The organism is Streptomyces sp. NPDC017529 (assembly GCF_044329785.1).
In the GTDB taxonomy this organism is placed as follows: Bacteria; Actinomycetota; Actinomycetes; order Streptomycetales; family Streptomycetaceae; genus Streptomyces.
The window spans coordinates 50,335-65,549 of record NZ_JBIRJY010000001.1 but is presented as its reverse complement, the minus strand read 5'-3'; the positions used below and the strand labels follow the sequence as shown (position 1 = coordinate 65,549).

Genomic DNA, 15,215 nt, shown 5'->3' with positions numbered 1-15,215 from the left:
CGGAACTGGGCCGGCCGCACGCTCCGTGCGGCCGGCCCGCCCCTGAAACTGCCGAACCATCATTCCTGGGAGCTGACGTGTCTGACGAGGACAAGCTTCGTAGTTACCTTAAGCGGGCCATTGCAGACGCCCAGGACGCCCGAGCACGGCTGCGCAAGGTGCAGGAGCGGGCGACGGAGCCGGTTGCGATCGTGGGTATGGCGTGCCGCTTCCCGGGTGGTGCGGGCAGTCCGGAGCAGTTCTGGCAGCTGCTGTCCTCGGGCGGGGACGCGGTGAGCGGGTTCCCGACCGACCGCGGCTGGGACCTGGACAGCGTGTACGACCCGGATCGCGAGAGCGATGGCACCTCGTATGTGGCGCAGGGCGCGTTCCTGCGCGATGCGACGGTGTTCGACGCCGGGTTCTTCGGGATCAGCCCGCGTGAAGCGCTGGCGATGGATCCGCAGCAGCGGCTGCTGCTGGAGACCTCGTGGGAGGCGCTGGAGCGGGCCGGGATCGACCCGCAGTCCCTGCACGGCAGCGCGACCGGCGTGTTCGCGGGCGGCTTCGCGTCCGGTTACGGGATCGGCGTCTCGTGGGCGGGGCAGGGCGGGTCGGGTGCCGAGGGGCACCTGATGACCGGCAACGCGACGAGTGTGCTGTCGGGTCGGGTGTCGTATGTGCTGGGCCTGGAGGGCCCGGCGGTCACGGTGGACACCGCGTGCTCGTCGTCCCTCGTAGCACTGCACCTCGCCGTCCAGGCCGTGCGCTCGGGTGAGTGCTCTCTCGCGCTGGCCGGTGGCGTCACGGTCATGGTGACGCCGGGGACCTTCGTGGAGTTCTCGCGGCAGCAGGGCCTGTCGGAGGACGGGCGCTGCCGTGCGTTCTCCGAGGACGCGGACGGCACGGGCTGGGCCGAGGGTGCGGGCATGCTGGTCGTGGAGCGGCTGTCCGACGCCGTGCGCAACGGCCACAAGGTGCTCGCGGTGGTACGCGGCTCGGCGGTGAACCAGGACGGTGCGTCCAACGGTCTGACCGCTCCCAACGGGCCGTCCCAGCAGCGCGTGATCCGCGCCGCCCTGGCCAGCGCCCAGCTGTCCGCCAGTGACGTGGACGTGGTGGAGGCACACGGTACGGGCACCACGCTGGGCGACCCCATCGAGGCCCAGGCACTCCTCGCGACCTACGGCCAGGAGCGCGCCGAGCAGGGCCCGTTGTGGTTGGGCTCGGTGAAGTCGAACATCGGTCACACGCAGGCCGCCGCCGGTGTCGCGGGCGTGATCAAGATGGTGCTGGCGCTGCAGCACGAGCAGCTCCCGCAGACGCTGCACGCCGACGAGCCGTCCTCGCACGTGGACTGGTCCGCCGGCGACATCAAGCTGCTGAACGAGTCGGTGCCGTGGCCCGCTGGGGAGCGTGCGCGCCGTGCCGGTGTGTCCTCGTTCGGGATCAGCGGTACCAACGCCCACGTCATCGTGGAGGAGGCCCCCGGGCCTGCCGAGGTTCCCTCTGAGGACGAAGGGGCCGCTGCGCCTGAAACCGCAGCGGCGGTCGTCAAGGCCGGTGAGGTCGGTGCGTGGCTGGTGTCGGGCCGGTCGGCCGAGGGTCTGGCGGCGCAGGCGGGCCGGTTGCGTGAGTGGGTTTCGGCTCGTGCGGAGTTGGCGCCGGTGGATGTGGGCTGGTCGTTGGCGACGACGCGGTCGGTGTTCGAGCACCGGGCAGTGGTTCTGGGCGGTGGCCGCGACGAGTTGGTGGCCGGTCTGGAGAACCTGGCCGCCGGTGTGTCGGCGGGCTCGCTGGTCTCCGGCGTGGCCCCGTCGGATGCCCGGGTGGGCCTGGTGTTTGCGGGTCAGGGTTCGCAGTGGCTGGGCATGGGCCGGGCACTGTATGGCGGCAGTCCGGTGTTTGCGGAGACGTTTGACCGGGTGTGCGGGCTCCTGGAGCTGGAGTTGGGAGCTTCTGTACGTGACTCTGTACGCGATGTCGTGCTGGGTGTCGACGGTGTCGACGAGAGCCTGACGGATCAGACGTTGTATGCGCAGGCGGGTTTGTTTGCTTTCGAGGTGGGTTTGGCTGCGGTGTTGAAGGCGGCCGGTGTGGTTGCCGATGCGGTGGTGGGTCATTCGGTGGGTGAGGTGGCTGCGGCGTATGTGGCCGGGGTGCTGTCGTTGCCGGATGCGTGTCGTCTGGTGGCGGCGCGGGCGCGGCTGATGCAGGCGCTGCCTGGCGGTGGTGCGATGGCGGCAGTCAACGCGTCGGAAGCCGATGTGCTGGCCGCTCTGGCGGACGTGTCCGGGGTGTCGATTGCGGTGGTCAACGGTCCGGAGTCGGTGGTGGTGTCGGGTGCGGCGGATGCGGTGGAGCGGGTGGTGGAGTACTGGCGGGGTGAGGGTCGTCGGGTGCGGAGCCTGCGGGTCTCGCACGCCTTCCACTCTGCTGCCATGGATCCGGTCCTGGGTGAACTCGGCACGATTGCGGGCGAGTTGACGTATCGGCGTCCGGAGCTGCTGTGGGCGGGTGCGCTGAGCGGTGAGGTGCTGACCGAGTGCGACAGCGCGTACTGGCCGGCGCAGACCCGGCAGGCGGTGCGCTTCGCCGATGCGGTGGCCGCGCTCGCCGCGCAGGGTGTGTCGGTGTTCATCGAGGTGGGCCCCGACGGATCGCTCTCGGCGCTCGGCCCGGATGCGGTGGCGGGTGTCGGCACCGACGAAGGCGTCTTCGTACCCCTTCAGCGTCGCGCCGACCAGGACGTGACCGGCCTCATCAACGGCCTGGCGCGGGCGTACGTCAACGGTGCTGCCGTCGACTGGGCGAAGGTGCTCCCGGCCGGCGAGCAGGTGGAGCTGCCCACATACGCCTTCCGGCACCAGCGGTTCTGGCCGGAGGGTGTGCTGTCGCTGATGCCGACAGCGGCGTCGCTCGTCGGGGGAGATGTCGCGGGTACGGCGGCGGAGGCCCAGTTCTGGGCAGCGGTCGAGGATGGCGACGTGGCGCGGGTCGCCGATGTGCTGGAGATCGAGGACCAGCGGTATCTGGGCGAGATCCTGCCGATGCTGGCGTCGTGGCGGCGTCGTGAGCTGGACCGTTCGGTGACCGCGAACTGGCGTTACCGGGTGAACTGGTCACCCGTCGCCGAGCCCGACTCCCGTGTGCTGTCTGGGACATGGCTGATCGCGTCCCCCGCCGGGCTGGGCGAGGACGAGGTGGCACAGCAGTGTGCGGCCGCACTCGCCGCCCGCGGGGCCGAGGTCGTCGTGGTCGAGGTCCCGGCCGGGACCGTGGGCCGGGACGGTGTGGCCGCGCTGCTCGGCGAGGCGCTGAAGGGCGCGGAGCCCGTCGGCGTGTCCGGGGTGCTGTCGTTGCTGGCGCTGGCTGAGACCCCGGTGCCGGAGCACCCGGTGGTGGCCGGTGGTCTGGCGGCGACGCTGGGTCTCGTACAGGCCCTCGGCGACGCCGGAATCGCCGCCCCGCTGTGGCTGGCCACCCGGGGCGCGGTCGCGGCCACGCCGGACGAGGTGCTGATCAGCCCCGTCCAGGCGCAGGTGTGGGGCCTCGGTCGGGTGATCGGTCTGGAACATGCCGAGCGCTGGGGCGGGTTGGTCGATCTGCCCGCGACGGTCGACGAGCGCGCGGGCGCACGCCTGGTGGCCGTGCTGGCCGGCAGTGGCGAGGACCAGGTCGCCATCAGGAAGGCCGGGGTCCTCGGCCGCAGACTGACGCGGGCGGTGCAGCCCCGTGCCAACGGCCGTACCTGGACGCCGCGGGGCAGTGTGCTGATCACCGGTGGTACGGGTGCGATCGCGGGCCATGTGGCGCGGTGGCTGGGCGAACGGGATGCGGAGCGTCTCGTCCTGACCAGCCGTTCCGGGCCCGGGGCTCCCGGCATCGCGGCTCAGGCTGCCGAGTTGGCCGCGCAGGGCACCCGTGTGGACGTCGTGGCCTGTGATGTGAGCGATCGGTCGGCCGTGGCCGCGCTGGTGGGGTGGACGAGGCGCAGCGGTCCGGCGCTGTCCGCGGTGATGCACACCGCGGGTGTTCTGGACGACGGGGTGGTCGATCGTCTCTCCGTATCGCGTCTGGAGACGGTGCTGGCCGCGAAGGCCGCGAGCGCCGCCCACCTGGACGAGGCGACCGCCGGCCTGGACCTCGACGCGTTCGTGCTGTTCTCCTCCGCGGCATCCACGCTGGGCTCCGCGGGTCAGGGCAACTACGCTGCCGCGAACGCATACCTGGACGCCCTGGCGGAGAACCGCCGCAGCCGTGGGCTCGTCGGCCTGACCGTGGCATGGGGCGCATGGGCGGGCGGCGGATTCGCCGAGTCCAGCGACGCCGTGCGTGCGCGGGCCAAGCGGGGCGCCATGCCGCCGATGACCCCGCTTCTGGCCGTACGGGCACTCGGTGAGGCCCTGGAGGGCCCCGACCCGGTGCTGACCGTGATGGACGTGGACTGGGCCCAGTTGGCGTCCGCGCCCGATGCGGCGGGGCTGTGGGAGGCGCCGCTGGTGCGGGACCTGCCCGAGGTCCGCCAGCTGGCCGCCGTGGGTACAGGGGGCGAAGCCGCGCTGCGCGGCGAGGGCGAACTGGTGCGACGGCTGGCCGGGCTGGACCGGGCGGAGCAGGAGCGGGTGCTCACCGATGTCGTACGGGCCGAGGCCGCCGCGGTGCTCGGGCACGCCTCGGCCGAAGCCGTCGGGGGCCGCCGGGCGTTCAAGGACCTGGGCTTCGACTCGCTGACGGCGGTCGAGCTGCGCAACCGGCTCAATGCGCTGACCGGCCTGCGGCTGCCCGCCACGCTGATCTTCGACTACCCCACGCCGACCGCGCTGGCCGACTTCCTGCGGGCGGAGCTGACCGGCGAGCAGACGGGTACCGGCACTCCGCTGTTCGTCATGGCGCCTTCGGACGAGCCGTTGGCGATCGTCGGTATGGCGTGCCGTTTCCCGGGCGGTGCGGGCAGCCCCGAGGAGTTCTGGGACCTGCTGGCTTCCGGCGGGGACGCGGTGAGTGGCTTCCCGACCGACCGCGGCTGGGACCTGGACGGTGTCTACGACCCGGACGGCGAGCGGGACGGCACCTCGTATGTGGCGCAGGGTGCGTTTCTGCGCGACGCGGCGGAGTTCGACGCCGGGTTCTTCGGGATCAGTCCGCGTGAGGCGCTGGCCATGGACCCGCAGCAGCGCCTGCTGCTGGAGACCTCCTGGGAGGCGCTGGAGCGGTCCGGCATCGACCCGCAGTCCCTGCACGGCAGCGCGACGGGCGTATTCGCTGGTGGCTACGCGTCCGGTTACGGCTTCACCCTGGCGGGCCAGGGCGGTTCAGGCGTTGAGGGGCACCTGATGACCGGCAACGCGACGAGTGTGCTGTCGGGCCGGGTGTCGTACGTGCTGGGCCTGGAGGGCCCGGCGGTCACGGTGGACACGGCGTGTTCGTCGTCCCTCGTAGCGCTGCACCTCGCCGCCCAGGCCCTGCGCTCGGGCGAGTGCACGTTGGCACTGGCCGGTGGCGTCACCGTCATGGCGACGCCGGGGACGTTCATCGACTTCTCGCGGCAGCAGGGCCTGTCCATGGACGGCCGGTGCCGTGCGTTCTCCGAGGACGCGGACGGCACGGGCTGGGCGGAGGGCGCGGGCATGCTCGTGGTCGAGCGCCTGTCGGACGCCCGGCGCAACGGACACCCGGTGCTCGCGGTGGTACGCGGCAGCGCCATTAACCAGGACGGCGCGTCCAACGGGCTTACGGCACCCAACGGCCCGTCCCAGCAGCGCGTCATCCGGGCCGCCCTGGCCAATGCCCGACTGACGGCCGCCGATGTGGACGTGGTGGAGGCGCACGGTACGGGTACCACGCTGGGTGACCCGATCGAGGCGCAGGCGCTCCTGGCCACGTACGGCCAGGACCGTCCCGAGGACCGGCCGGTGTGGCTGGGCTCGGTGAAGTCCAACATCGGCCACACCCAGGCAGCCGCCGGTGTCGCGGGCGTGATCAAGATGGTGCTCGCTCTCCAGCACGAGCAGATCCCGCAGACCCTGCACGCCGACGAGCCGTCCTCGCACGTGGACTGGTCCGCCGGCGACATCAAGCTGCTGAACGAACCGATGCCGTGGCCGTCCGAGGAGCGGGTGCGCCGTGCCGGTGTGTCCTCGTTCGGGATGAGCGGCACCAACGCCCACGTCATCCTGGAGCAGGCGCCGGCCACCGAAGCCGGCGCGGCCGAGGACGATTCCGCCCCGGCGGCCGGCGCGGATGGGGCCGCCGTGGTGTCGGGCCCCGGCGCGTGGCTGGTGTCGGGCCAGTCGGCGGAGGGCCTGGCGGCCCAGGCGGGCCGGCTGCGTGAATGGTTGCTGGAGCGGCCGGAGTTGGCGCCGGTGGACGTGGCCTGGTCGCTGGCGACGACCCGGTCGGCATTCGAGCACCGGGCTGTCGTGGTGGCCGGTGAACCTGCCGAGCTGCTGACCGGCCTGGAGAGCCTGGCCGCCGGTGTCCCCGCCGGTTCGCTGGTGTCGGGTGTGGCCCGCCCCGGCGCGCGGGTGGCGTTCGCCTTCGCGGGCCAGGGCTCGCAGTGGCTGGGCATGGGCTGCGAACTCGTCCGGTCCAGCCCGGTGTTCGCGGCGCGGCTCGCCGAGTGCGAGGCGGCGCTGGCGCCGTACGTGCCGTGGTCGCTGTCGGAGGTACTCGCCGGCGCGGACGGCGCTCCCGCTCTGGAGGCCGCGGATGTGGTGCAGCCCGCACTGTGGGCGGTCATGGTGTCGTTGGCTGCCGTCTGGGAGGCCGCCGGTGTGGCCCCCCACGCAGTGGTCGGCCATTCGCAGGGTGAGATCGCTGCGGCGACGGTCGCCGGGATGCTGTCGCTCGAAGACGGCGCCCGTGTGGTGGCATTGCGTTCGCAATCGCTGAAGGCCCTTGCGGGTGCGGGCGGAATGCTCTCGGTGAGCCAGCCGGCTCCGGCCGTTGAGCAGCGTCTCCCGAAGTGGGGCGAGCGGTTGTCGTTGGCGGCAGTGAACGGGCCGTCCGCTGTGGTGGTTTCCGGCGAGCCGGAGGCCCTGGAAGAGCTCAGGGCGGAGCTGGAGGCCGAGGGCGTACGGGCCCGGATGGTCGCCGTGGACTACGCCTCGCACTCCGTCCAGGTCGAGCGGCTCGAAGCGGAGATCGTCTCCGTACTGGCAGGCGTGGCGCCGCGCCAGGGGCGGGTGCCGATGGTCTCCGCGATGACGGGCGAGACGCTGTCAGGACCCGAGCTGGACGCCCGCTACTGGTACGGGAGTCTGCGGGCACCGGTCCACTACGACCGTGCCGTGCGGACCCTGGCCGACCAGGGGCACCAGGTGTTCATCGAGGTCACCCCGCACCCGGTGCTGATGGGGGCGATGAACGACACCTTGGAGGAGGTCGCGCAGGACGCGGGTCCGGGCGTGGTGCCCGGTGCGGTCTGCGGCACGCTGCGCCGCGACGAAGGCGGCGCGGTGCGGATGGTCACCTCGCTCGCCGAGGCGTTCGTCCACGGAGCCGACGTGGACTGGACCGCGGTGCTGCCGGCCGGCCGACGGGTGGAACTGCCCACGTACGCCTTCCAGCACGAGCGGTTCTGGCCGCAGGGGATGCTCCCCCTGACGCTGGCGGGCGCCGGCCAGGACGCGGTGTCGCTGGGCCTGGGCGCGGTGGACCACCCGTTGCTGGGCGCGGCGGTGGAACTCGCGGGCGGCGCGGGGCTGGTCTGCACGGGACGGCTGTCGGTGCGTACGCATCCGTGGCTGGCCGACCACACCGTGGGCGGCGTCGTACTGCTGCCGGGCACCGGCTTCGTGGAGCTGGCGGTACGGGCCGGCGACCAGGCCGGGTGCGGCCTGCTGGAAGAACTGACGCTGCAGGCGCCGCTGGTGGTGCCCGCCGACGGCAGCGGCGTACAGGTCCAGGTCGTGGTGGCCGCGGCCGACGACGAGGGGCGGCGCGGGATCGAGGTGTTCTCGCGCCCCGACGACACCGGTGAGCAGCAGGCATGGACGCAGCACGCCGCCGGTGTGCTCGCCCCGGCCCCGGCGAGCGGGCAGGCCCAGGAGGACCTGTCGGTCTGGCCGCCGCAGGGCGCGACCGCGCTCGACGTCGACGATGTGTACGCGGAGCGGCTGGCCGGTGTGTACGGCCCGGCGTTCCAGGGGCTGCGGGCCGCCTGGCGCCGTGGCGAGGACATCTTCGCCGAGGTGTGGCTCCCGGAGCCGGTGGCTCACGAGGCGCATTCCTTCGGGCTGCATCCGGCTCTGCTCGACGCCGCCCTGCATGCCGCCGCCCTGGACGCCGTGCCCCTGGACGACACGGCGGCGGAAGACGCCCAGGACGAGCCGGGTCAGGTCCGTATGCCGTTCGCATGGACCGGCGTGGAACTGCACGCCGGCGGCGCGTCGGTGCTGCGCGCCCGGCTGCGGCGGGACGCGCGGGGCGGCCTGGCGCTGACCGCCGCGGACACCGCGGGCGCCCCGGTGGTGTCGGTGGAGTCGCTGGTCAGCCGCCCGGTGTCGGCCGCCCAGCTCCAGAGCGCCGACGGCGCGCCGAACGATGTGCTGTTCGTCGAGGAGTGGGCCCCGGTGGCCGAGGCCCCCGCCCCGGCGGGAGAGTGGGCGCTGATCGGCGCCGACCGGTTCGGGGTGGTCGACGGTCTGGCCGCCGCGGGCGTACCGGTGCGGACCTTCCCCGACCTGACCGAGATCGCCGTGGCAGCGGAAGCCGGTGACGCCACTCCGCGGACGGTGCTGGTCTGCGTGGGCACCCCGCCCACGTCCGCCGAAGAGATGCCGCAGGCGGCCCGGCGGATGACCGGCGAGATGCTGGAGCTGGCCCAGCAGTGGCTGGACGAACCGCGCCTGGAGGCGGCGCAGCTGGTGGTCGTCACCCGCGGCGGTGTGGCGGCCACGGCTGACGAGAGCGTGGCGGACCTGGCGGCGGCCGCGGTCCGGGGCCTGCTGCGCTCGGCGCAGTCGGAGAACCCCGGCCGGCTGGTCCTCGCCGACCTCCCCGCCACCGACGACGGCGAACGGATCGCCGTGCTGCCGACGGTTCTCGCCGGCGGCGAACCGGAGCTGGCCCTCCGGGGCAAGGGTGTGTTCGGGCGGCGGCTGGCCCGTCCGTCCGGCGCTCTGGCGGCGGTTGAACACCCCGCGGGCCCCCTCGTCGGTGGCCGGCGGACGCTGTTGGTGACGGGTGGTACGGGGACCTTGGGCGGGCTGGTGGCCCGCCACCTGGTGGCGACCGGCCGGGCCGGCGGGGTGGTGCTGACCAGCCGCACGGGCCCTGCCGCCGCCGATGTGGCAGTGCTGGCCGCGGAGCTGGCGCAGCTGGGCGCACAGGTCCGGGTCGTGGCCTGTGACGTGGCCGACCGGGACGCGCTGGCCGCACTGCTGGCGACCATCCCGGCCGAGTGCCCCCTGGGCTCCGTCTTCCACGCCGCCGGGATCATCGACGACGCGGTGATTGCCACGCTCACCGCCGACCGGCTGGCGGCGGTCATGCGGCCGAAGGCCGACGCCGCGTGGCACCTGCACGAGCTCACCCAGGACATGGACCTGGACCACTTCGTCCTCTTCTCCTCGGCGGCCTCGATCTTCGGCGCGCCCGGCCAGGGCAACTACGTTGCCGCCAACGCCTTCCTGGACGCACTGGCGAGCCACCGTCGGGCGGCGGGCCTCGCGGGCCTGTCGCTGGCGTGGGGCCCGTGGGTGCACGAAGCGGGCATCGGCCGGGACCTGGGCGAGCAGCTGCTGACGCGCATCAGCCGGTCGGGGGTCGCGACGCTCGGCGCCGAGGAGGGCCTGGCCGTGATGGACACCGCGCTGGCCCGCGACGAGGCCGTACTCGTACCGGCCCGGCTGGATCTGGCGGACCTGCGGGCGCGGGCCGCGCGCAGCACGGACGTCCCACCGCTGTGGCGGGCGCTGGCCGGCGGCCGGGTCCGCCGGGCCGCCGCCGCTCAGACCACCACTTCCGGTGCGGACGCCGGGGAGGCGTTGCGCCGACGGCTGGCCGGCGCGTCGGGACCGGAGCGGGACCGGATGCTGCTGGACCTGGTCCGGGCGCATGTCGCCGCGGTCCTCGGACACGCGTCGGCGGACTCGATCGAGGCGGGCCGGGCCTTCACCGACCTGGGCTTCGACTCGCTGACCGCGGTCGAGCTGCGCAACCGGCTGCGTACGGAGACGGGGCTGCGGCTGCCCGCGACGCTGGTCTTCGACTACCCCACCCCCGCCGCGCTGGTCGGGCTGCTGCGGGGCGAGCTGGCGGGCGAACTGCCCGCCGCCGAACCCGCCCGCCCGGCCGCCGCGGTGGCGGACGAGCCGATCGCGATCGTCGGCATGGCCTGCCGCTTCCCCGGCGGCGCCGCCAGCCCGGAGGAGCTGTGGCAGCTGCTGGCCTCGGGTACGGACGCGATCGGTCCGTTCCCGCAGGACCGCGGCTGGGACATCGAGGCGCTCTACGACCCGGACTCCGAGCAGTCGGGAACCTCCTACACCCAAGAGGGCGGGTTCGTCCGGGACGCCAGCGGCTTCGACGCGGGGTTCTTCGGGATCAGCCCGCGCGAGGCCATGGCGATGGACCCGCAGCAGCGGCTGCTGCTGGAGACCTCGTGGGAGGCCTTCGAGCGGGCGGGCATCGACCCGGCCGCGCTGCGCGGCAGCCAGACCGGCGCCTTCGTCGGCGGCTACGGGTCGGGCTATGCCGCACTCGACTTCCAGGGCGGCGGGGAGTTCGAGGGCATCGAAGGGCATGTGATGACCGGCAACGCGACCAGCGTGCTGTCGGGCCGGCTGTCGTACGCCTTCGGCCTGGAAGGCCCCGCCGTGACCATGGACACGGCGTGCTCCTCCTCGCTGGTGGCCCTCCACATGGCCACCCAGGCGCTGCGGTCGGGGGAGTGCTCGCTCGCCCTGGCCGGCGGCGTCACGGTCATGGCGATCCCCGACGGGTTCGTGGCGTTCTCCCAGGCGCGCGGGCTCGCGGCGGACGGACGCTCCAAGGCGTTCGCCGCCTCGGCCGACGGGATGGGCATGGCCGAGGGCGTCGGCATGCTCGTGGTCGAGCGCCTGTCGGACGCGCGGCGGCTGGGCCACCCGGTGCTCGCGGTGGTGCGCGGCAGCGCCATCAACCAGGACGGCGCGTCCAACGGTCTGACGGCGCCCAACGGCCCCTCCCAGCAGCGCGTCATCCGCGCCGCCCTGGCCGGCGGGCAGCTGTCGGCCGCCGATGTGGACGTGGTGGAGGCGCATGGTACGGGCACCTCATTGGGCGACCCGATCGAGGCCCAGGCCCTGATCGCGACCTACGGCCAGGACCGTCCCGAGGACCGTCCGGTGTGGCTGGGCTCGGTGAAGTCCAACATCGGCCACACCCAGGCAGCCGCCGGTGTGGCCGGTGTGATGAAGATGCTGCTGGCGCTCCAGCACCAGCAGCTGCCGCGGACGCTGCACGTGGACGAGCTCTCGCCGCACATCGACTGGTCGGCCGGGAACGTGCGGCTGCTCACCGAGCCGGTGCCCTGGCCCGCCGACGGGAGGCCGCGCCGCGCCGGTGTGTCCTCCTTCGGCATCAGCGGCACCAACGCGCACATCATCCTCGAAGAGGCCCCGGCCACCGGCTCCGCAACCACGGAGGACGATGTCCCGGACGCCGCCGACAGCGGCACCGCTGCCACGGCACCGGTGGTCTCGGGCCCCGGCGCGTGGGTGGTGTCCGGCCGGTCGGCCAAGGCACTGTCTGCCCAGGCGGGCAGGCTGCGCGAATGGGTGGCCGCACGACCCGGTTCGGACCCGGCCGACGTGGCCTGGTCGCTGGCCGTGACCCGCTCCCAGTTCGAACACCGCGCCGTCGTCGTGGGCGGCGACCGCGCGGAACTGGTGACGGGCCTGGAGAGCCTGGCGACAGGGGTGTCCACGGGCTCGGTGGTGTCGGGCGTCGCCCGTGCGGGAGCGCGGACGGTGTTTGCCTTTGCGGGGCAGGGTTCGCAGTGGCTGGGTATGGGGCGGGGGTTGGTGGAGTCCAGTCCGGTGTTCGCGGCGCGTCTTGCCGAGTGTGAGGCGGCGCTGTCGCCGTACGTGCCGTGGTCGCTGTCGGAGGTACTCGCCGGCGCGGACGGCGCTCCTGCTCTGGAGGCTGCGGATGTGGTGCAGCCTGCGTTGTGGGCGGTGATGGTGTCGCTGGCGGCGGTGTGGGAGGCGGCAGGTGTGTCTCCGGATGCGGTGGTGGGTCACTCGCAGGGTGAGATCGCGGCGGCGACGGTGGCCGGGATGCTGTCGTTGGAGGATGGCGCCCGTGTTGTGGCGTTGCGGTCGCGGTCGTTGAAGGTGTTGGCGGGTGCGGGCGGGATGCTCTCGGTGAGCCTGTCGGCTGCGGCGGTCGAGGAGCGTTTGCCGAAGTGGGGCGAGCGTCTGTCTCTGGCGGCGGTTAACGGGCCGGCCGCGGTGGTGGTTTCGGGCGAGCCGGAGGCGCTGGAGGAGCTGCGGGCCGAGCTGGACGCGGAAGGGGTCCGGGCCCGGATGGTGGCGGTGGACTACGCCTCGCACAGCGCCCAGGTGGAGCGGCTTGAAGAGGAGATCGTCTCCGTACTGGCCGATGTGGCCCCGCGCCAGGGCCGGGTGCCGATGGTGTCGGCCATGTCCGGCGAGACGCTGTCCGGTGAGGAGCTGGACGCCGCGTACTGGTACGGAAGCCTGCGCGCCACCGTGCACTTCGACCGTGCGGTCCGCACGCTCGCTGCCCAGGGCCACCAGGTCTTTGTCGAGGTCACTCCGCACCCGGTGCTGCTCGGTGCGATGACCGAGTCGCTGGAGGAAGTGGCGCAGGAAGCGGGTCCGGGTACGGTGCCCGCGGCGGTGTGCGGGACGCTGCGCCGCGACGACGGCGGCGCGAGCCGCCTGGTCACATCGCTGGCCGAGGCGTTCGTCCACGGTGCCACGGTCGACTGGGCGAAGGTACTGCCGACCGCGAACCGGGTCGAGCTGCCGACGTACGCCTTCCAGCACGAGCAGTACTGGCCGAAGGGCCTGTCGGCGCTGCCCGCCACCGGCGGGGACGGAGCGGGTACGGCGGCCGAGGCGCAGTTCTGGGCGGCCGTCGAAGGCGGCGACCTGGACCGGATAGCGGACACGCTCGCCATCGAGGACCAGCAGCATCTCAGCGAGGTGCTGCCGGCACTGGCGTCCTGGCGGCGCCGTGAGCAGGACCGGTCCGTGACCGCGGGCTGGCGCTACCGGATGGGCTGGGCCCCGGCGGCCGAGCCCGACCTGCGCGTGCTGTCCGGGACGTGGCTCGTGGCGGTCCCGGAAGGTCTGGCCGAGGGCGGCACGACCCTGGGGTGCACGGCGGCGCTGGGGGCCCGTGGTGCCGAGGTCGTCGTGGTCGAGGTCCCGGCCCTGTCCGTGGACCGGGACGGTGTGGCCGCGCGGATCGGCGAGGCGCTGAAGGGCGCGGACCCCGGCGGGGTCGCGGGTGTGCTGTCGTTGCTGGCGCTGGCTGAGACGCCGGTGCCGGAGCACCCGGTGGTGGCCGGTGGTCTGGCGGCGACGCTGGGTCTCGTACAGGCCCTCGGCGACGCAGAAATCGCCGCTCCGCTGTGGCTGGCCACATGCGGTGCAGTGGCGGCGACGCCGAACGAGGTGCTGGGCAGCCCCGTCCAGGCGCAGGTGTGGGGGCTGGGCCGGGTCATCGCTCTTGAGCACCCGGACCGGTGGGGCGGGTTGGTCGATCTGCCCGCGGCGGTGGACGACCGGGCCGGCGCGCGCCTGGTGGCGGTGCTGGCCGGGGGCGGCGAGGACCAGGTCGCCATCAGAGCGGCCGGGGTCTTCGGCCGCAGGATGAGCCGGCCCGCCCCGTCCCGGGGTACCGAGGAGCAGTGGACGCCGCGGGGCAGTGTGCTGATCACCGGTGGTACGGGTGCGATCGCGGGCCATGTGGCGCGGTGGCTGGGCGAACGGGATGCGGAGCGTCTCGTCCTGACCAGCCGTTCCGGGCCCGGGGCTCCCGGCATCGCGGCTCAGGCTGCCGAGTTGGCCGCGCAGGGCACCCGTGTGGACGTCGTGGCCTGTGATGTGAGCGATCGGTCGGCCGTGGCCGCGCTGGTGGGGTGGACGGGTCGCAGCGGTCCGGCGCTGTCCGCGGTGATGCACACCGCGGGTGTTCTGGACGACGGGGTGGTCGATCGTCTCTCCGTATCGCGTCTGGAGACGGTGCTGGCCGCGAAGGCCGCGAGCGCCGCCCACCTGGACGAGGCGACCGCCGGCCTGGACCTCGACGCGTTCGTGCTGTTCTCCTCCGCGGCATCCACGCTGGGCTCCGCGGGTCAGGGCAACTACGCGGCGGCCAACGCCTACCTGGACGCCCTGGCGGAGCACCGCCGCAGCCGTGGGCTCGCCGGTCTGTCGGTGGCCTGGGGCCTGTGGGGCGGAGGCGGCCTCGCGGAGTCCAAGGAGGCGATCCGGTCGCGGATGAAACGGCTCCCGATGCCCGCGATGGACCCGCAACTGGCGGTGCGGGCGCTCGGCGAGTCGCTGGAGGGCCCCGACGCCGTCGTGACGGTGATGGACGTGGACTGGGCCCAGTTGGCCGCGACCTCGGTGGGTCTGACACAGAGCCCGCTGGTGCGGGACCTGCCGGAGGTCCGTCAACTGGCCACCGTCGCCGCCGCACCCGCCGCCGCCGCACCCGCCGACGCCGCGTCCGGCGAAGGGGAGCTGGCCCGGCGGCTGGCCGGGATGGACCGGGCCGAGCAGGAGCGGGTGCTGACGGACCTGGTGCGGGCCGAGGCGGCGGTGGTGCTCGGACATCCGTCGCTGGAGGCGGTACAGGCGCAGCAGGCGTTCAAGGACCTGGGCTTCGACTCGCTGACGGCGGTCGAGATCCGTAACAGGTTGAACGCTGCGACTGGGCTGCGGGTGCCCGCTACGTTGATCTTTGACTACCCCACTCCCGTGGCGGTGGCCACCTGGCTGCGGACCGAATTCATCGAGGATGAAGCAGTTTCGGTGCCGATACTCGACGACCTCGACCGGCTCGAATCCAGTCTGTCGAGTTCGGCACCCGACCAGGAAACAAGCGAAAGCATCACGAGGCGGCTGCAGAAAATTCTGTCCCAGTGGATCGAAAAACAGGGCGGAGCGGAGTCCGAGAGTGAAGAGGTCGAACTCCAGTCGGCAACTCCCGACGAGGTGTTTGAGTTTCTGGACAAGGAACTTGGTCTGTCCAACTAGTTGCTTCGGACT

General features: G+C 73.1%; 1 protein-coding gene and 1 pseudogene. Both read left to right on the top strand.

Annotated features, from left to right (window positions below; translation table 11 throughout):
• Positions 1 to 116: 116 nt before the first annotated feature.
• A pseudogene (locus ACH4K4_RS00055) lies at positions 117 to 8,492 on the top strand (type I polyketide synthase); the annotation flags it as partial.
• Positions 8,484 to 15,203 carry a type I polyketide synthase gene (locus ACH4K4_RS00050; protein WP_398164479.1) on the top strand — a complete coding sequence of 2,240 codons (6,720 nt, stop codon included), beginning with the start codon at positions 8,484 to 8,486 and terminating at the stop codon, positions 15,201 to 15,203. The pseudogene ACH4K4_RS00055 and the gene ACH4K4_RS00050, both read left to right, overlap by 9 nt.
• The last annotated feature ends 12 nt before the right edge of the window (positions 15,204 to 15,215 follow it).